The organism is Chitinolyticbacter meiyuanensis (genome assembly GCF_008033135.1).
Lineage (GTDB): Bacteria > Pseudomonadota > Gammaproteobacteria > Burkholderiales > Chitinibacteraceae > Chitinolyticbacter > Chitinolyticbacter meiyuanensis.
Genome location: NZ_CP041335.1, coordinates 1,639,094 through 1,656,261 on the forward strand (window position 1 = coordinate 1,639,094; position 17,168 = coordinate 1,656,261).

A 17,168-nucleotide genomic window follows, 5' to 3' on the forward strand; every position below is an offset into this window, starting at 1 on the left:
GTCAGTCGCTTAGTGGCTCCCGGCCCAGTCGCGGGCGAACTGCCAGGCGACACGGCCGCTACGGGCGCCGCGGCCTTGCGCCCACTGCAATGCCGCACGCTCGGTGTCCTCACTCCACGCTGTCACGCCGAACTCGCCCAGCCATTGCCTGACGGCTGCCAGGTATTCGTCCTGCGAGAAGCCATAGAACGACAACCACAGGCCGAAGCGCTCGGACAGCGCGACCTTTTCCTCGACCGCTTCGGCAAAGTGGATTTCGCCGTTCTTGTACTGTGTCTGGGCATTTTCGCTGAAGTACTCCGGCACCAGGTGGCGGCGGTTGGAGGTGGCGTAGATCAGCACGTTGGGGCTGGTGGCGGCGATGGAGCCGTCGAGCGCCGTCTTCAGTGCCTGATAGCCATGATCGCCTTCCTCGAACGACAAGTCGTCGCAGAACACCACGTAGCGCTCGTTCCGGCTGGCCACGAGTTCGACGATGTCGGGCAGGTCCACCAGATGGGTTTTTTCCACCTCGATCAGGCGCAGGCCCTGGTCGCGGAATTCATTCCACACCGCCTTGACCAGCGAGCTCTTGCCGCAGCCGCGCGATCCGGTCAGCAGCACGTTGTTGGCGAGCCGCCCGGCCACGAATTGCCGTGTGTTGGCGGTCAGGCGGTCGCGCTGCAGCTCGACGTTCACCAGTTGATCGAGCCGGATTGCATGCGGATGGCGTACCGCTTCCAGTTGGCCGATGCCCTGGCGCACACGCCAGCGATATGCTGAGGCACTCCAGTCGGTGGTGGCGGCGCTGCCAGGCAGCAGCGGTTCGGCCCGATCGAGAAAGGCTTCGAAGCGGTCGAGAAAGCGGTTGAGGCGATCGGTCATTTTTTAGCGGGCGCGGTGACGAGTTTTTTCAGGATGCCGTCGAGCTTGCTGCCTTTCAATCGGCCGAGCTCGGCGGCGACGCGGTTGCCCCGTGCATCGTAGACGGTGGTGAACGGCAGCCCGCCGACCACGTTGCCCTCGGCCTGCATCGCCTTCATCGCGTCGGCTTCCCCGATCAGGCTGGGGTAGTTCACCTTGTACTGGCGAATGAATGCGCGCACAGATTCGGCATCGTCGATGGCGAGGCCGACGAACTGCACCTTGCCGGCGTATTGCTTCTGCAGTGCGACGAACTCGGGGATTTCCTCGCGGCACGGCGCGCACCACGTAGCCCAGAAATTCACCACCAGTGGTTTGCCACGCCATTGCGCCACGGCAGCCTGCTTGCCATCCAGGGTCTTGAAGCGTTGCTGATACAACGGCGCTTCCGCCTGGGCAGGCAGGGCGCAGACGAGGGCAAGCAGGGCGGGGAGCAGGAGACGGGTCATGAGGTGAGGGAGCGCAGCGTGGCGGAAAAGGTGGCGGCGTTCTGAAAGCCGATCACACGGCGTGACAGCAACTGGCCGTCGCGATCGAAGAACAACAGCGCTGGTGGGCCGTACAAGCTGTAGCGCCGCAGGATGGCGGCTTGTGCCGGCGTGTTCGCGGTCAGATCAGCACGCACCAGCGCGTAGCCGGCCAGTGCGCGGCGTACCGTCGGATCGGGCAGCGTCTCGCGCTCGAATTCGACGCAGCTGGTACACCAGTCGGCATAGAGATCGAGCAATACCGGCTTGCCGCGCGCCGCAACGAGCGCGGCATCGAGTTCGGCCTCGTTGCGCACCGTGTGGAAGGCAGGGATGTCCGGCGCCGGCAGGTAATGCAGCCACAGCGGGCGGGATAGCCAGACTGCGGTGCCGAGCAGAGCAATGCCGAAGGCGATCTTCACACCGCGCATCACGTTGCGCGGCAAACGCGGCAGCACCGCCGCGCCGAAGGCCCCGACCAGGATCAGCGGGGTGCCGATACCGAGCGCCAGCGCATACAGCGCGCTGCCGCCGAGCAGTGTGTCGCCGGTGCGGCCCAGATAGGCGAGCGCAGCCACCAATGGCGGGGCGACGCAGGGGCCGACGATCAATGCCGAGATCGCACCCATGACGAACACCGGCAGCAGCTTGCCGCCGGGCAGGCGATGCGCGAGCTGGTTGAAAATGGTCTGAATGCCGCTGGGCAACTGGAACTGGAACGCACCGAACATGGCGAAAGCCATCGTCGCGAACAGGAGCACTGTCGCCGCGATCACCCAGGGCTGTTGCAGCGCCACGGTGAGCAGCGTGCCGGTCGCCGCCGCCACTACGCCGGCGAGCGTGTAGGTCAGCGCCATACCCTGCACGTAGACGAGGCTCAGCAGCAGCGCCCGGCCACGGCTGCTGTCGCTGCCGACCACGATGCTGGAGACGATGGGCAGCAGCGGATACATGCAGGCGGTCAGCGCCAGACCGATGCCGGCGAGGTAGAACAGGCCTAGCGTCAGTGCCATGCTGCCGCCGAAGAAGCCGGCGCTCTCGTCGTCGAGCACGGCAGTAGGCGCCGCAGGCTTGCCGAACAGCGATTCCACCGCACCGATCTTGCCGCTGTGCTCGCCCGGTGCCAGCGTCGCGGTCTGCGGCGGATAGCAGATGCCGGCGTCGGCACAACCCTGGAAGCGGATGGTGAGGCGCGCATCGCTGGGCAGCGTTGCGGGTGTCTTCAACTCGGCAGCCACATCGCGGTGGTAGACCTCGACCTTGCCGAAGCTGGGGTCGTCCTTGATCTCGCCAGTCGGCAATCGTGCCGTCAAGGCTTGCGCCGGCTGCAGCGCAAAGCTGATCCGGTCGCGATAGAGGTAATAGCCGGGTGCAACGCTGAACTGCACTTCCAGCGTGCGCTCGCCGGTTTGCACCAGCGTGGCACGGAAGGCCTGGTCGGGTGGCAGCAGCTCGGTTTCGGCACGGGCGACCAGGGTGAGCAGACAGAACAACAGGAGGGACAGCAGGCGCAGCAAGATCAGTTTTCCTCGTGCACGACGTCATCCACCCATTGCAGATACGTCGGCAGCCCCGATATCACGGGAAGCGCAACGATCTCGGGCACCTCATACGGGTGTTGCTCGGCAAGCCAGGCCTGCAGCAGCGGATAGACGTCCAGCGTCGTTTTTACCAGAAGTGGAACTTCGCTGGCGATTTCGGTTCTTCCCTGCCAGCGGTAGACTGACTCCACAGCCGGCAGCAGGTTCACGCATGCGGCAAGCCCGGCATCGACCGCACCCTGTGCCAGCCGCCGCGCTACATCGATGTCCGGACAGTTGCACAGCACCATACATACTCGGAATTCCTTCATGCCTTATCTGGTCCTTCTGTTGCTTGCCTACCCGGCGGCGGAAATCGTTGCCTTCATCCTGGCCGCCAAGGCCGTGGGCGTTGGCTGGCTGCTGGCCTGGATCGTGCTCTCCGCGATTGCCGGCGGCCTGATGCTGCGGCATCACAAGCTGGCGGTGGCCTTCTCGCTGGTCAGCGACCTGCGCAGCGGCAAATTGTCCGTCGGCAGCCTGATCTGGGTCGCCCGATACTATCTGGCCGCGGTGTTGCTGCTGATGCCGGGTTTGATCGGCGACGCCATCGGTTTGATTTTGCTGCTGCCTTGGGGCCGGCGTGCTGGTCCGCTGCAACCGCCTTCCGAGATCATCGATGGCGAATATCGCCGCATCGACCCTTCCGTAGCGGCCGATCACCGCATCAAGCGCTGAGCAACGCGGCGGGATCGCAGCCGCCGTTCACCCTCACCAGCTTGCGGCGCGATGTGGCGCCGCTTTTCAATTCCAGAGCGCGTCGCGGCAGGCCAAGACGTTCGGCCAGGTAATGCAACAAGGCCTCGTTGGCCTTGCCGTCGACCGGTGGCGCGGCCAGGCGAAGCTTCAGCGCGCCATCGTACAGGCCTGCGATTTCGGTCTTGCGGGCGCCCGGCTGGATGTGCAGGCTGAGCAGCCAGCCGTCACCCTCTGCCTTCACCCAGCTGCTCACCGCGGCGCCGCGATCGAGATGTACTGCAGGATGGCAGGCTCGAGCCGGGCGATGAACACGCTCAGCACCAGCTGGATGGCCAGCAGCAGCACGATGGGCGTGATATCGACCCCACCGACCGGCGGAATCACCCGGCGCAGCGGACGCAGGAATGGCGCGGTCAGCGTGTCGAGCAGCGGCATCAACGGGTTGTACGGTGCGACCCAGGACATCAGTGCTTGGCCGATCACCGCAGCAAACAGCAGGTACAGCGACATCCGCACCAGTTCCAGCACTGCCACCAACGCGAGTGCCACCGCCGACAAGGGCGAGGTGAAGACGAAGGGCCATGGCGACAGTGCCAGCAGCAGCAGGTGCATCAGCAGCGCGGTCAGCCACGCCAGCAGCATGCTGGCCGTGTCGTAGCCACGCAGCGGCGGCAGCAGCCGTCGTGCTGGCAGCACTGCCCAGTTGGTGAGCGCCAGCACGAATTGGCCAAGCGGGTGGCGGAACGGCGCACGGAGGGCCTGCAGGTAGAAGCGCGCCAGGAACAGTAGGATCAATAAACCACCGATGCTGCGCAGCAGGAAGACGAAGGCGTCGATCAGCATGCCGGCTCCTCAGTCGGCGTCGCGGCCGAGTTCTTCGCCCAGCTCACGCGAGCGCGCTGCTGCGGCCGATGCGGCGGCGATGATGGTGGCGCGCAGCTGGCTGGTCTCGAACGCATTGATCGCCCGCTCGGTGGTGCCGCCCTTGCTGGTGACCTTGGCGCGCAGCGTGGCTGCGTCGTCGTCGCTGGCCAGCGCCAGCTTTACCGCGCCGGCGAAGGTCTGATAGGCGAGGCGCCGCGCGGTGTCGGTCTCGAAGCCTTGGGCACGCGCCGCGGCCTGCAGTGCTTCCATGAAATAGAACACATAGGCAGGGCCGCTGCCGGAAATCGCGGTGATGCCGTCGATCTCCTCCTCCTCGGTCACCCAGACCACCTCGCCGATCGAGGCGAGGATGCGTTCGGCCAGTGCCTTGCCTGCTGCATCCACTGCTGGCGCGGCATAGGCGCCGGAGATGCCGGCCTGAACCAGCGCTGGGGTGTTGGGCATCACACGGACCACGTTGCCGTGACCGCCCAGCCAGCGCGACAGCGAGTCGGCACGGATGCCGGCGGCAATCGAGATGATCAGCGCCTTGCCTGCCGCCGGTGCGAGTTCGTGGGCGACCGCTTTCAACTGCTGCGGCTTGACCGCCAGCACGATGACGTCGCTCTGCGGTAGCGCCGTGCCTGGCGCGGCGACGCTGACGCCATGCTGGGCGGCCAGCTCGGCGCGCTTGGCGTCATCCGGGTCGACCACGTGGATCTCGGCGGCCGCAAAGCCTTGGCCGAGCATGCCGCCCAGCATGGCCGTTGCCATGTTGCCGCCACCGATAAAGCTGATTTTCATCGCGATTCCCTGTTCTTCAAGTTCTGGCGCCAAACAGCGCCGTACCGACGCGGACCATGGTGGCGCCTTCCTGGATTGCAAGTTCCAGATCAGCCGACATGCCCATGGACAGCGTGTCGAGCGCAAGCCCCTCGCGCTCCAGATCTTCCTTCAACTGCCGTAGTGTGGCGAATTGCGCAGTGAGCCGTTCGTCGTCGCCGGTCGGCTCGGGAATGCACATCAGGCCCCGCAGCCGCAGCCGCGGCAGCTTCGCCACGGCAAGCGCGAGTGCGGCAGCCAGCTCTGGCGTCACGCCCGACTTGCTGGCCTCGCCCGATACATTCACCTGGATGCAGACATTGAGCGGCGCCAGCTGCGGCGGGCGTTGCATCGACAGGCGCTCGGCAATCTTCAAGCGGTCCACCGTGTGTACCCAGCTGGCGATTTCGGCCACCGGGCGAGTCTTGTTGCTCTGCAAGGGACCGATGAAATGCCAGGCCAGTTCGGGCAGATCGACCAGCTGTGCTGCCTTGGTCACCAGTTCCTGCACGTAGTTCTCGCCGAAGGCGCGCTGCCCGGCGTCGTAGAGCTCGCGCACGGCTTCGGCCGGAAAGGTCTTGCTGACCGCGAGCAGATCAACCTCGCCGCCACCGTGACGAGGGCGTTGTAATGCCGCTTCTATCCGCCCCTTCACGCCTTGCCACGCCGTAAAAATCGTTGCCATAATGCCTCGAGAATTGCACGCCAGACCTAGGTTTCTAGCCGCTTGCAGTGCCGATCACGCAGTTTTCCGCGCCTTGCCGAAGGACAAAATTATAAATGGAAATCTCCGAACTCTTGGCTTTCTCCGTCAAGAACAAGGCCTCCGACTTGCACCTGTCCGCCGGCTTGCCGCCGATGATCCGCGTCCATGGCGACGTACGCCGTATCAATCTGCCGCCCTTGGAGCACAAGGACGTACACGACATGGTGTACGACATCATGAACGACGGCCAGCGCAAGATATACGAGGACACGCTTGAGGCCGACTTCTCGTTCGAGATCCCCAACCTGGCGCGTTTCCGGGTCAATGCCTTCGTGCAGAACCGCGGCGCCGGCGCCGTGTTCCGGACCATTCCGTCCAAGGTGCTGACGCTCGAAGAGCTCAACGCCCCCAAGGTATTCCAGGACATCTCGGAGAACCCGCGTGGCCTGGTGCTGGTGACGGGGCCTACCGGTTCCGGCAAGTCGACCACGCTGGCGGCGATGGTCAATTACATCAACGAGAATGAGTACGGTCACATCCTCACCGTCGAGGATCCGATCGAATTCGTGCACCAGTCCAAGAAGTGCTTGATCAACCAACGCGAGGTTGGTCCGCATACGCTGAGTTTCTCCAATGCGCTGCGCTCCGCGCTGCGGGAGGATCCGGACGTGATCCTGGTCGGTGAAATGCGTGACCTCGAAACCATTCGCCTGGCACTGACCGCCGCGGAAACGGGCCACTTGGTGTTCGGCACGCTGCATACCAGCTCGGCCGCCAAGACCATCGACCGCGTGGTCGACGTATTCCCGGCGGCGGAAAAGGAAATGGTGCGCGCGATGTTGTCCGAATCGCTGCGCGCGGTGATCTCGCAGACGCTGCTCAAGACCAAGGACGGTAACGGCCGCGTGGCGGCGCACGAGATCATGATCGGCATCCCCGCCATCCGGAACCTGATCCGCGAGAACAAGATCGCCCAGATGTATTCGGCGATCCAGACCGGCAGCCAGTTCGGCATGCAGACGCTCGATCAGGGCCTGCAGACCCTGGTTCAGCGCAATGTCGTGTCGCTGGCCGAGGCCCGCACCAAGGCCGCGATTCCGGACAATTTCAAGGGTTGAGCCCAGCGTAGGCCCGCCTTAGCACGTATAACGAATCAACCGCTCCAGCACGGTCAGGACGATGGAAAAAGAGCAGGCAGCCAAATTCATGCAAGACCTGCTGCGCCACATGCGCAGCAAGGGAGCCTCGGACCTGTTCATCACCGCGGATTTCCCGCCGGCGATGAAGATCGACGGCCGGGTCACGCCGGTGTCGGCGCAGGTGCTGACCGCCCAGCACACCAAGGAGCTGGCGCGTTCCATCATGAACGATCGCCAGGCTGAGGAGTTCGAGGCCAGCAAGGAGTGTAACTTTGCGATCAGCCCCGGTAATCTCGGGCGCTTTCGCGTCAATACCTTCATGCAGCAAAGCCGCGTCGGCATGGTGTTGCGGACCATCAATTCCGAAATCCCCAAGCTGACCGAGCTTGGCCTGCCGCCGGTGCTGCAGGACATTGCGATGACCAAGCGTGGGTTGGTGATCTTTGTCGGCGGCACGGGCTCGGGCAAGTCGACCTCGCTCGCCGCCATGATCGGCCACCGCAATGAGAGCTCGTACGATCACATCATCACCATCGAAGACCCGATTGAGTATGTGCACGAGCACAAGAACTGCATCGTCACCCAGCGTGAAGTGGGCGTCGATACCGACAGCTGGGGCGCGGCACTGAAGAACACGCTGCGCCAGGCCCCAGACGTGATCCTGATCGGTGAGATCCGTGATCGTGACACCATGGACTACGCCATCGCCTTCGCCGAAACCGGCCATTTGTGCATGGCGACGCTGCACGCCAATTCGTCGAACCAGGCGCTCGACCGCATCATCAACTTCTTCCCCGAAGAGCGGCGCGCGCAACTGTTGATGGATCTGTCGCTCAACCTCAAGGCCTTCGTGTCGCAGCGGCTGGTGCCGCATCGCTCGGGCAAGGGCCGCGTCGCTGCGGTCGAGGTGATGCTCAATTCGCCGCTGATTTCCGATCTGATCTTCAAGGGCGAGGTCCACGAGATCAAGGAGATCATGAAGAAGTCGCGCGAGCTCGGCATGCAGACCTTCGACCAGAGCCTGTTCGACCTGTACGAGGCGGGCAAGATCAGTTACGAGGATGCGCTGCGCAACGCCGATTCGGTGAACGATTTGCGGCTGCAGATCAAACTGCAGGGTTCGGAATCGAAGCAGCGCGACGTGCTCTCCGGGATCGATCATCTCGACATTGTTTGAACGCGCTTTCGCGAGACGGCCAAGGTACCTGATGCCCTTTTCTGTTTCACCGTCCCGCCTTACCTTGTCACTGATGGCCTTGGGCTGGGCCAGTGCAGCGTGCGCCGGTTCTCTGGGCGATTTGCAGCTGGGCTCGGCCCTCGGCGAGCGTTTTGATGGCCGCATCGCCGTCAGCACCACGCCCGATGAAGAACTGTCGACCCGCTGCTTTCGCCTGATACCGGGCAGTGGCGAGGGCACCCAGCTACTGCGTGCCCAGCTGCTCTACGAAGGCGGGCAGCTCTTCATCCGTAGCGACAGCACCATCGAAGAGCCGTTGCTCAACCTGACCGTACGCCTGTCGTGTCCCGGCCAGGAAGGTGCCGATTTCCAGCGCGACTACACCGTGCTGCTCGATCCACGCGACTATGCCGCACCGGTGGTGCCGCGCCGTGGCACCGGTAGCCGTGCGGGTAACAGCAGCGCTGAGATGCGGCGTGCCCTACCGGCGCTGGGCAATCTCTGGCGCAGCGAAGCCGGTGACAGCGTCGAGCAGATCGCGCGGCGTTATTTCCCCCGTGATGCCCAGGAACGGTCGTGGCTGATCGACGAAATCCACAGCCTGAATCCGGACCTGCCGCAGAATTCCAGGGCCCGACTGGAATCGGGGCTTGCAATCTACCTGCCTGCGCCGCGAGTGCGGCCACAGGCGCCGCAGCTGGGCCAATTGCAACAGCCTGTCGATACCTCGCCGGCCTTGCGTATCGAACCGTTGCCCGCCGTCCAGCCATTGCCGCAGCCCGCGCCGCGCCTGCCACAAGGGGACGGCGAATTCCGTCTGCGACTCTCGGGGCCGGACCTCAACATCGAGCACCAGAGCAGCCTCACGCCGGAGGAGAGCCTGCGCCTGCGCGAGAACCTGTTGCTGCTTGAATCGGACGACCAGACTGCGCAGCTGATGCAGTTGAAGTACCAGATCGCCCAGATGGAAAAGCAGCTGGCGCAGCTGAAGTCCCGGCCGGCCACTGCCGAGGCTGCGCCCGTTGCTACCGAGTCCGTACTGGCGGGGCTCGGCAGCAGCTGGGTGTGGGGCGGATTGCTGTTACTGGTACTGCTGCCGGGGGGCTATGCCTACTGGCGGTGGCGCGAACGGCGCATTGCCGAGGAGGTTGAGGCCTTCTCGCTGGCGACCAACCTCGAGCCGCGCTTCGGCCCGACCTTGCGTCCCAGCACGGGCCTGGGCGAGGCGGCGCCGGTGATGCCGCAGAGCACCGGCATGCGCGATCTTGCGCACAACATCGCGCAGATGGCCAATGAGTGGCACAACGATGAGGTCGATGTGGTGTTGCCGGGCAATGTGTCGGAAGAGGCGCAATTGCTGATCGACCACGGCTTGGTGCAGCAGGCGGTGAATCTGCTGTCGCACGAGATCGAGCAGCATCCGACCACGTTGGCGTTGTGGATGAAGCTTTTCGACGTGCTGCGGCAGAACGATATGGCGCAGCAGTTCCAGGAGCGCGCGGTGGCGTTCCGGCTGCAGTTCGCCAGCGATGCATTGTGGCAGCAGGTGCAGGCGCAGGGGCGCGAGCTCGATGCAGGCAATCCGCTCTACGAAGCGGTCGACGAGACCGAGGCGCCGGTGCCCCGCATGCCGGAGATCAAGCCGGTGGCCAGCGGTGTTTCCAGCCTGAATGCGGTGACGATTGCCGGTCCGCCATCGGTGCTGGAATTCAGTCTGGAGCCGCTGGAGGCCGAATCCGGGGGCGACGATGCACCGCCGATGCTGCCGGACGACGAGGTCGAGGAAGTGGAGGCCGTCGCTGTCGACAGTCAGGGCGAGGGTGAGCCGCTGTTTTCGCCGGCAGATTTCATGGTCGCGACCGAGGTCAACCAGGTTGGCATGGAGCGGGCGGAGGTCGACCCAGCGGAGTTCATCACCGACGATCCAGCCCTCAAGCCGGTGGCCGATCTGCTGGCGCGTGGCGAGAACAACAGCGTGTTCCGCCTGCTGGAAGAGACGCTGTACAACGGTACGCTGGAGCAGCGCCAGACAGCACTGCGCTGGCTGGACAAGCTGTTCCCGATCAAGCACCGCTAAGGTGGTTGGGTGACGCAACAGGGGCGCCGTGGCGCCCCTGTTTGTTTGTATCCGCGGCCGATCAGGCCCAGTCGCCACGAAGACCGCGAACGCGTGACTCGAGCAGTTCGGCTGTCGATTCGCTGGCGGGGACTGGTTCGCCGACGGCTAAGCCAATGCGCGACCAGGCGCGGCGCGGCCACTTCATCATGGCTGCCCCATCCTTGCGGCTGAAGAAGCTGCCCCACAGGCCTTGCAGCGCCATCGGCACTACCGGTACCGGGGTGCGGCGGATGATCTCGTCAATGCCGGGGCGGAACGGCTGGATGGCGCCGTCGCGGGTAATGCCGCCTTCGGGGAAGATGCAGACCACTTCGCCGGCTTCCAGGTATTCGGCTACTCGATCGAAGGCCTTGGCCTTCATTGCTGCGTCTTCCTTGGCCGGTGCAATCGGGATGGCGCCCGCGGTCTTGAAGATGAACTTTAATACCGGAATCTTGAAGATACGATGGTCCATCACGAAACGCACCGGGCGGCGCACTGCACCGGCGATGATCAGCGCATCCATGAAGCTAACGTGGTTGCACACCAGCACGCAGGCGCCTTCGTCCGGAATGCGTTCGAGGTCCTGGTGGCGTACCCGGTACAGCGTGTGGGTGGCGATCCACACCAGGAAGCGCATCAGGAATTCGGGGATGAGCGTGTAGATGTAGAGCGCGACGGCAATGTTCATCAACGACACGGTCAGCAGCAGTCCCGCCACCGTCAGGCCGGCGTTCAGCAGCACGATGCACATGCCGGCGGCGACTACCATGAACAGCGAATTGAGGATGTTGTTGGCGGCGATCGCACGCGACACGAACGCTTTCTCGGTGCGCGTCTGCACCAAGGCATACATCGGCACGATGAAAAGGCCGCCGAAGCCGCCGAGCAGCACGATGTCAATCATTACCCGCCAGTGCGCGGCCACGCTGACAAAGCCGGCCAGATCGTAGAGCTGTGTCGGTGCCGCGAGCGCGGACAACGCAAAATAGAGGTCAATGCCGAATACACTCATGCCGATCGAGCCGAACGGCACGAGGCCGAGCTCGACCTTGCGGCCGGACAGCTTCTCGCACAGCGTGGAACCGACCCCGACCCCGGCGGAGAACAGCGTGATCAGGAAGGTATACACGCCGGGGTTGCCACCGATGGTATTGCGAGCAAGATCCGGCAGTTGGGTCAGATAGACCGAGCCGAAAAACCAGAACCAGGAAATGCCCATCAGTGAATGGAACACCGTGCGGTTGCGATGCACGTGGCTGAGGATGTGCCAGGTTTCGCCAAACACGTTCCAGTTGATCTTGATATCGGGCGCGGGAGGGGCGGCTGGGGGCATGGAGCGACTGGTCAGCCAGCCGGCGACGGCCACGCCGACGCAGGCGTAGATGATCAGCATCTCACCGTGCGGCTGATGCTGGATGATCAGCGTGCCGGCGATCTGCCCGAGCAGGATGGCGATGAAGGTACCGGCCTCGATCAGGCCGTTGCCACCCAGCAGCTCCTCTTCCTTCAAATACTGTGGCAGCACCGAGTATTTCAGCGGCCCGAACAGCGTGGAGTGCAATCCCATCAGGAACAGGCAGGTGAACAGGATGGTGGCGTTCTTCTGGTAGAAGCCCATGCCCGCCAGCACCATGATGGCGATCTCCAGGAGCTTGATCCACTGGGCCAGCCGCGCCTTGTCGTATTTCTCGGCCAACTGCCCGGCGAAGGCGGAGAACAGGAAGAACGGCAGAATGAAGATGCCGGCTGCGGCATTGACCAGCGTCTTGGCGTCGAGCCCGGCGGTGGATAGCCCGTAGAACGCAATCATCACCAGGAAGGCGTTCTTGAACAGGTTGTCGTTGAAGGCGCCGAGGAACTGAGTACCGAACAGCGGCAGGAAGCGGCGCGAGGCAAACAGGTCGAACTGGTTGGGCTTGTGCATGACGGCCTGATTGGATGGAGTGGCGACAGTCTAGCCCAAGCCCCACGCGCTGCGCATCCGCACGCAGCGCGTGTTGCAGCGCTGCCTCGCGTCAGACGCGGAACACCGAGATCTTCTCGCGCAGTGCCTCGGCCTGACTGCGCAGCGCGCGGGTGGCGTCGCGATTGCTGGCGGCAATGCGCGAGTTCTCCTCGGCAAGCTGCGCCACGCTTTCCACGCCTTGCGCCAGTTGGGTGCCAGCCTGCGATTGCTCGCGGGTGGCGCCGGCGATGTCGGCGATCACGGCCACCACATGGTCGGCATGCTCGCGGATGGCGCTGAGCCCTGCGTCGGTGCGCTCGGCAAAGCCCACGCCATCGCCCATCCGATCCGACACCTCGACGATCTGCGTGGCCATCTGCTGGGTTTCGCCGACGATGTCGCCGATCAGTTTGCCAATCTCCTCGGTGGAATGGCCGGTACGCTCGGCGAGCTTGCGCACTTCGTCCGCGACCACGGCAAAGCCACGACCCTGCTCACCGGCGCGGGCCGCCTCGATGGCTGCGTTCAGCGCCAGCAGGTTGGTCTGGTCGGCGATCTCCTTGATCACGCTGACGATCTGCCGGATCTCCGAGGAGCGCGCGCCGAGGTCGGCGATGCGCTCGGCCGATTGCTGCGTGGCGCCGGCAATGGTGCGCATCTCGCTGACCATGTGCTCGACCGTATCCTTGCCATCCAGTACCGCGCCGCGCGCGGACTGGCTGGCATTGGCGGCATCGCTGGCGTTGTCGGCGATATGGCTGATGCTCACCGAGATCTGCTCGACGGTGGCCGCCATGGTCGAGGCCGATTCGCTCTGGTGCCGGCTTGCCTCGCTCATCTGGCCGCTGGCCGCTTCCAGCTCGCCTGCGGTGCGCTCCACGTGGCTGGCGGTCTGGCGGATATCGGCCACCAGCTTTTCCAGTTTTTCCGCCGCTTCATTGAAATGCAGTGCCAGCCGGTCGAGCTCGTTGCGGCTGTGGTGATCGCTGCCGGCCGGCAAGCGTGCAGTGAGATCGCCGCCGCCGAAGCGATCGAGCGTGGCCACCACCGTTGCCAGCGGCTTGAGCTGGTGCTTGAGGCCCAGATGCAGCAGCACCAGCATGGCAAGGCCCATCAGCGCGCTGATCACGATCAGCCGGTTGCGCAGCGCGATGCCTTCGGCGATGAATTCGTCGACGTAGCTGCCGCTGGCGACGATCCAGTCCCACTTCGGCACCTTGGCATAGGCGACGAGCTTGCTGCGGGTCTGGCCGTCGGCATCGGGCCAGTCGTATTCGTAGCGGCCGTTGCCAGTGTCGACCAGGTGCTTGATCACCACCAGTTCCTCACCACCGAGCACTTCGCCCGCTGCTTTGTTCTCCTGACTGGGATGGGCGATGAAGTTGGCGACGCCGTCGCCCTCGGTCGGCGCCAGCACGAACACGTAGCCGGTCTTGCCGACGACCACGCGCTTGAGCATCTCGCGCAGCGCACCGATCTCCTGGTCCAGCCCAATGCGCACCTGATACCAGCCGGCGATCTGGCCGGCCGCGTTGCGCAGCGGCGTGGCCCGCGTCATGTAGTGCTTGCCGCTGCGCATCACTACGCCGGTGTAGTCCTCACCCTTGGCCATGGCTTGTGGAATGGGATCGTGGGACTTGACCTCGCTGCCAAGCATCGATTTGCCAGCCTTGTCCTTCAGCAGTGTGGCTACCCGCAGCCAACGGCCATCCTTGGCCTTGGCCACGATGGCGGCTTCACCACCGGTGAGGGTCTTGTAGCGCTCCAGCAGGTCGCTGCGGCCATTGATCGCTTCGCTGCCGGCCATCACCTGCGGTGCGCTGGCCTCGCCAGTGGTGACTTCGGTATCGGTGATCGAAAGTTCGCCCGGCAGTTGGCGGGCAAACAGATCGAGCAGGCCCTGCGAGCGGGCCACGGCGCCGCGGTACGCGAGTTCCAGACTGCCGTTGACCAGCTGCACCTGGTTGTCGAGTTCATGCTGGGCTACGCCGAGCGCCGAGCGTTTGACACTGATGCTGGTGAAGACGATCAGCGCGCCAAAGATCAGCACGCAAACCAGGGTGCCGAGCAACACCGTCTGTTCGACGATGGGGCGTTGCCGGAATCGGACCATGATGCGCTCCCGCGCCCGACGGGGCGCCTGAGCACGTTATAGCCAGCGCTGCCTATGCCGGCCAGATGGCGCCGAGTATTCGCGGGCCCTTGGCGCCGGTGACCTGCGCAAGATTGCCGGGCTGGCGACTGACGCAGCGTTGCGCCAGCCAGGCGAAGGCATAGGCCTCGACCCAGTCCGGCTCGACACCCAGCGCGGCAGTGGTTGCGACCACCACACCGGGCAAGGCCGCCGTCAGGCCGTGCATCAACAGTGCGTTGTGCGCACCGCCGCCGCAGACATAAACCTCGTCCACGCTTGGCGCCTGCAGCAGCACGGCATCGGCAATGCTGCGCACGGTGAGCGCTGCCAGCGTGGCCTGCACATCCTGTGGCGCATCGCTGCGACCGGAAAGACGGCTTTGCAGCCAGCGCAGGTGAAAGAGATCGCGGCCAGTGCTCTTGGGGGCAGGCAACAGGAAATACGGTTCGGCCAGCAATAGGTCCAGCAGGTCCTCGCGCACTTGGCCGCTGGCGGCCCATTGTCCGCCCAGATCGTAGCGCTGGCCCTGGTGCTGCTCAATCCAGGCGTCGAGCAACACGTTGCCGGGCCCGGTGTCGAAGCCGGTGGCATCGCCACGGACTGGCAGGTCAGTAAGGTTGGCAATGCCGCCGATGTTGACGATGACGCGATGCCGGCCAGGATCGGCGAACACAGCCTGGTGGAAGGCGGGCACCAGCGGTGCGCCCTGGCCACCGGCGGCGACATCGCGTGAGCGGAAGTCGCCGACCACGCTGATGCCGGTCAGCTCGGCAAGCCGGGCATGGTTGCCGAGCTGCAGCGTGTAGCCGGCTTCCGGTTGGTGGCGCACGGTCTGGCCATGGTTGCCGATGGCGACGACCCGGGCTGGATCGACGCTAGCGCGCAGCAGCAGCGCCAGCACGGCTTCGGCATAGCAATCGGCGAGCTGGTTGCCGGCGATGGCCGCCAGATGCAGTTCGTCGTTGCCGCTACGCTGCAGCTGCATCAAGGTGGTGCGTAGTGACTGGGGCAGCGGGCGACCCTGCGCAGCGACCAATCGCGGCGTGACGGTGGAGAAGTCGACCAGGGCGGCGTCGACGCCGTCAAGGCTGGTACCGGTCATCAGGCCGATATAGAAGGGCGCGTCGGACATGGCGGGGCAGGGCCGTAGTAAGGTTGGGTATGATGCCCGAGTTTAGCCAAGCCCGGCTAAACCGTCGCCACCGCTCGGCCCAAGATGCCGTCGTCCTGTCCGCTGTCGCGCCGCAATGAAACAGGGGCGCCATGGCGCCCCTGTCGGTTGGGCCATCGGGCGGGCTTAATCCAGCCGGGCCACTTCCACGCGTGCCAGCAGGTCGAGTTGCGCGTTGAGTTGTTGTGCCTGCGGGCGGAAACGCGCGAACTCGCGTACGTCCAGCGCCTTGGCGTGTGGCAGGTTGAGCTTGGTCGGGTCGACTTGGTTGCCGGCGATCTTGAACTCGTAGTGCAGGTGCGGCCCGGTGGCGCGACCGGTGCTGCCGACGAAACCGACCAGATCGCCTTGGCGGATGCGCTGGCCTTGCTTGAGGCCCGGTGCAAAACCGCTCATATGGCCGTAGAGCGTGCTGTAGGCGCCCTGGTGCTGGATTTCCACGGCATTGCCATAGGCCCCCTTGACGCCGGCGAAGGTGACGACGCCATCCGAGGCCGCACGGATGCGGGTACCGGTCGGCGCAGCGTAGTCGATGCCCTTGTGCTGCTTCCACTCCCTGAGAATCGGGTGGAAGCGCATCGAGAAGCCGGAGGAAATCCGCGAGAACTCGACCGGCGTCTGCAGGAAGCTTTTCTTCAGGCTCTCGCCCTTGGGCGAGTAGTAGGCACCGTCGCCTGGCTGCGATTCATACCAGAGGGCCTGCAGCTTGCGGCCGGAATTGACGAACTCGGCAGCAAGGATGCGACCGGTCTTCACCACCTGACCGTCGAGCGTATAGGTCTCGTAGACCACACCGAAGCGATCGCCCTTCTGCAACTTGCGGTGAAAGTCGATCTCGCCTTCGAAGATCTCGATCAACTGGCGGGTCACTTCGTCCGGCAGCTCGACCCGGTCGGTCGCGGCGAACAGCGAGCTGTTGATGGTGCCGGACTTGAACGCGGTCTCGCGGGCAAGCGCAGCCGGCGCTTGGTTAACGACAAAGCCGTCACCGGCGGCGCGCAGCTGCAGCTCGGTGTTGTCCACTGCCACATAGCGCAGCTGCAACAGCTTGCCTTCAGGCGTGGTCTGCGCGCGGATCACACGGCCGGCCCGCAACTCGTACAGCGGCTTGGCCGTGGCATCCCGGCGGATGAAATCGGTGGCGGCATCGTCGTCGACACCGAGGCGCACGATAAGTGCGGACAGCGTATCGCCGGGCCGGATCACTTCCTCGCGCCAGAACGGCGTGCTGGCGACGCGGCTGACGAGCTCGGGCGCGGACAGCGACTCCGTCACCGGAGTGACTGCTACCGCTTCCTGCGGGCCGAATTCGGCCACGCCATAGGCGGCAAAAGTCACCAGGGTGGGCAGTGCCACTGCGGCGGCGAGCCAGGTACGGCGGCCGGCAGACTGGGGGGCGGAGGGCTTTTCGGGTAGAATTTGTGGGCTGTACATCGTATCGGGCGTGCTTCCAAGTGCGC

General features: G+C 64.6%; 16 protein-coding genes. 4 read left to right on the top strand and 12 right to left on the bottom strand.

Features of this window, described 5'->3' with window-relative positions; translation table 11 throughout:
* Nucleotides 1–9: 9 nt before the first annotated feature.
* Genes FLM21_RS07985 through cutA form a run of 4 tightly spaced genes read right to left on the bottom strand, consistent with a single transcriptional unit; the run spans nucleotide 10 to nucleotide 3,222 of the window.
* The gene (locus FLM21_RS07985; protein ID WP_148715067.1) at nucleotides 10–864 is read right to left on the bottom strand and encodes an ATP-binding protein; all 855 of its coding nucleotides are present in this window, start codon (nucleotides 862–864) and stop codon (nucleotides 10–12) included.
* Nucleotides 861–1,352 carry a TlpA family protein disulfide reductase gene (locus FLM21_RS07990; RefSeq protein WP_148715068.1) on the bottom strand — a complete coding sequence of 164 codons (492 nt, stop codon included), beginning with the start codon at nucleotides 1,350–1,352 and terminating at the stop codon, nucleotides 861–863. The genes FLM21_RS07985 and FLM21_RS07990 overlap by 4 nt, the downstream gene beginning before the upstream one ends.
* Complete coding sequence (gene dsbD / locus FLM21_RS07995; protein WP_148715069.1) at nucleotides 1,349–2,887, bottom strand: protein-disulfide reductase DsbD; 1,539 nt, start codon at nucleotides 2,885–2,887, stop codon at nucleotides 1,349–1,351. Before dsbD ends, FLM21_RS07990 begins: the two co-directional genes overlap by 4 nt.
* Before the next feature lie 2 nt (nucleotides 2,888–2,889).
* Nucleotides 2,890–3,222 carry a divalent-cation tolerance protein CutA gene (gene cutA / locus FLM21_RS08000; RefSeq protein WP_148715070.1) on the bottom strand — a complete coding sequence of 111 codons (333 nt, stop codon included), beginning with the start codon at nucleotides 3,220–3,222 and terminating at the stop codon, nucleotides 2,890–2,892.
* Between cutA and FLM21_RS08005 the strand changes: the two genes are divergently transcribed.
* Nucleotides 3,221–3,628 carry an FxsA family protein gene (locus FLM21_RS08005; protein ID WP_187360139.1) on the top strand — a complete coding sequence of 136 codons (408 nt, stop codon included), beginning with the start codon at nucleotides 3,221–3,223 and terminating at the stop codon, nucleotides 3,626–3,628. The two genes, cutA and FLM21_RS08005, sit on opposite strands and share 2 nt — an antisense overlap.
* Here the strand turns inward: FLM21_RS08005 and FLM21_RS08010 are convergent.
* Genes FLM21_RS08010 through FLM21_RS08025 form a run of 4 tightly spaced genes read right to left on the bottom strand, consistent with a single transcriptional unit; the run spans nucleotide 3,618 to nucleotide 6,020 of the window.
* The gene (locus FLM21_RS08010; protein WP_148715072.1) at nucleotides 3,618–3,902 is read right to left on the bottom strand and encodes a DUF167 domain-containing protein; all 285 of its coding nucleotides are present in this window, start codon (nucleotides 3,900–3,902) and stop codon (nucleotides 3,618–3,620) included. The two genes, FLM21_RS08005 and FLM21_RS08010, sit on opposite strands and share 11 nt — an antisense overlap.
* Entirely contained in the window at nucleotides 3,899–4,492 is a 594-nt protein-coding gene (locus tag FLM21_RS08015) for a YggT family protein (RefSeq protein WP_148715073.1), read from the bottom strand. Before FLM21_RS08015 ends, FLM21_RS08010 begins: the two co-directional genes overlap by 4 nt.
* A gap of 9 nt (nucleotides 4,493–4,501) precedes the next feature.
* Entirely contained in the window at nucleotides 4,502–5,317 is an 816-nt protein-coding gene (gene proC / locus FLM21_RS08020; protein WP_148715074.1) for a pyrroline-5-carboxylate reductase, read from the bottom strand.
* Between the two features lie 16 nt (nucleotides 5,318–5,333).
* Nucleotides 5,334–6,020, bottom strand: a complete 687-nt coding sequence (locus FLM21_RS08025; protein WP_148715075.1) for a YggS family pyridoxal phosphate-dependent enzyme — start codon at nucleotides 6,018–6,020, stop codon at nucleotides 5,334–5,336.
* 95 nt (nucleotides 6,021–6,115) lie between these two features.
* Here FLM21_RS08025 and FLM21_RS08030 point away from each other — a divergent pair, with 95 nt between their 5' ends.
* The 3 genes from FLM21_RS08030 to FLM21_RS08040 all read left to right on the top strand — a co-directional run bounded on the left by FLM21_RS08030 (nucleotide 6,116) and on the right by FLM21_RS08040 (nucleotide 10,434).
* The gene (locus tag FLM21_RS08030) at nucleotides 6,116–7,159 is read left to right on the top strand and encodes a type IV pilus twitching motility protein PilT (RefSeq protein ID WP_148715076.1); all 1,044 of its coding nucleotides are present in this window, start codon (nucleotides 6,116–6,118) and stop codon (nucleotides 7,157–7,159) included.
* 61 nt (nucleotides 7,160–7,220) lie between these two features.
* Nucleotides 7,221–8,357, top strand: coding sequence for a PilT/PilU family type 4a pilus ATPase (locus FLM21_RS08035; protein ID WP_148715077.1), 1,137 nt, complete (start codon nucleotides 7,221–7,223; stop codon nucleotides 8,355–8,357).
* Between the two features lie 73 nt (nucleotides 8,358–8,430).
* A complete protein-coding gene (locus tag FLM21_RS08040) occupies nucleotides 8,431–10,434 on the top strand; it encodes a type IV pilus assembly protein FimV (protein ID WP_187360140.1) in 2,004 nt (667 codons plus the stop codon).
* A 61-nt stretch (nucleotides 10,435–10,495) separates the two neighbouring features.
* On the opposite strand, the gene FLM21_RS08045 is transcribed toward FLM21_RS08040, so the two are convergent.
* The 4 genes from FLM21_RS08045 to FLM21_RS08060 form a co-directional block, all read right to left on the bottom strand.
* Nucleotides 10,496–12,382: an MFS transporter gene (locus tag FLM21_RS08045; protein ID WP_148715079.1), complete on the bottom strand. Its 1,887-nt coding sequence runs from the start codon at nucleotides 12,380–12,382 to the stop codon at nucleotides 10,496–10,498.
* Between the two features lie 91 nt (nucleotides 12,383–12,473).
* Entirely contained in the window at nucleotides 12,474–14,516 is a 2,043-nt protein-coding gene (locus FLM21_RS08050) for a methyl-accepting chemotaxis protein (protein WP_148715080.1), read from the bottom strand.
* Between the two features lie 52 nt (nucleotides 14,517–14,568).
* Nucleotides 14,569–15,669 (bottom strand): anhydro-N-acetylmuramic acid kinase, encoded by a 1,101-nt coding sequence (locus FLM21_RS08055; protein WP_148715081.1) that lies wholly within the window; start codon nucleotides 15,667–15,669, stop codon nucleotides 14,569–14,571.
* A gap of 165 nt (nucleotides 15,670–15,834) precedes the next feature.
* A complete protein-coding gene (locus FLM21_RS08060) occupies nucleotides 15,835–17,142 on the bottom strand; it encodes a M23 family metallopeptidase (protein WP_148715082.1) in 1,308 nt (435 codons plus the stop codon).
* Nucleotides 17,143–17,168: the final 26 nt, after the last annotated feature.

What these genes read in the sequence shown, in the direction of transcription:
- FLM21_RS08055 (WP_148715081.1), bottom strand. Translation starts at nt 15,669, where the DNA reads ATGTCCGACGCGCCCTTCTATATCGGCCTGATGACCGGTACCAGCCTT.
- FLM21_RS08015 (WP_148715073.1), bottom strand. Translation starts at nt 4,492, where the DNA reads ATGCTGATCGACGCCTTCGTCTTCCTGCTGCGCAGCATCGGTGGTTTA.
- FLM21_RS08050 (WP_148715080.1), bottom strand. Translation starts at nt 14,516, where the DNA reads ATGGTCCGATTCCGGCAACGCCCCATCGTCGAACAGACGGTGTTGCTC.
- proC (WP_148715074.1), bottom strand. Translation starts at nt 5,317, where the DNA reads ATGAAAATCAGCTTTATCGGTGGCGGCAACATGGCAACGGCCATGCTG.
- FLM21_RS08030 (WP_148715076.1), top strand. Translation starts at nt 6,116, where the DNA reads ATGGAAATCTCCGAACTCTTGGCTTTCTCCGTCAAGAACAAGGCCTCC.
- FLM21_RS08040 (WP_187360140.1), top strand. Translation starts at nt 8,431, where the DNA reads ATGGCCTTGGGCTGGGCCAGTGCAGCGTGCGCCGGTTCTCTGGGCGAT.
- FLM21_RS08025 (WP_148715075.1), bottom strand. Translation starts at nt 6,020, where the DNA reads ATGGCAACGATTTTTACGGCGTGGCAAGGCGTGAAGGGGCGGATAGAA.
- FLM21_RS08005 (WP_187360139.1), top strand. Translation starts at nt 3,221, where the DNA reads ATGCCTTATCTGGTCCTTCTGTTGCTTGCCTACCCGGCGGCGGAAATC.
- cutA (WP_148715070.1), bottom strand. Translation starts at nt 3,222, where the DNA reads ATGAAGGAATTCCGAGTATGTATGGTGCTGTGCAACTGTCCGGACATC.
- FLM21_RS07990 (WP_148715068.1), bottom strand. Translation starts at nt 1,352, where the DNA reads ATGACCCGTCTCCTGCTCCCCGCCCTGCTTGCCCTCGTCTGCGCCCTG.
- FLM21_RS08045 (WP_148715079.1), bottom strand. Translation starts at nt 12,382, where the DNA reads ATGCACAAGCCCAACCAGTTCGACCTGTTTGCCTCGCGCCGCTTCCTG.
- FLM21_RS07985 (WP_148715067.1), bottom strand. Translation starts at nt 864, where the DNA reads ATGACCGATCGCCTCAACCGCTTTCTCGACCGCTTCGAAGCCTTTCTC.
- FLM21_RS08035 (WP_148715077.1), top strand. Translation starts at nt 7,221, where the DNA reads ATGGAAAAAGAGCAGGCAGCCAAATTCATGCAAGACCTGCTGCGCCAC.
- FLM21_RS08060 (WP_148715082.1), bottom strand. Translation starts at nt 17,142, where the DNA reads ATGTACAGCCCACAAATTCTACCCGAAAAGCCCTCCGCCCCCCAGTCT.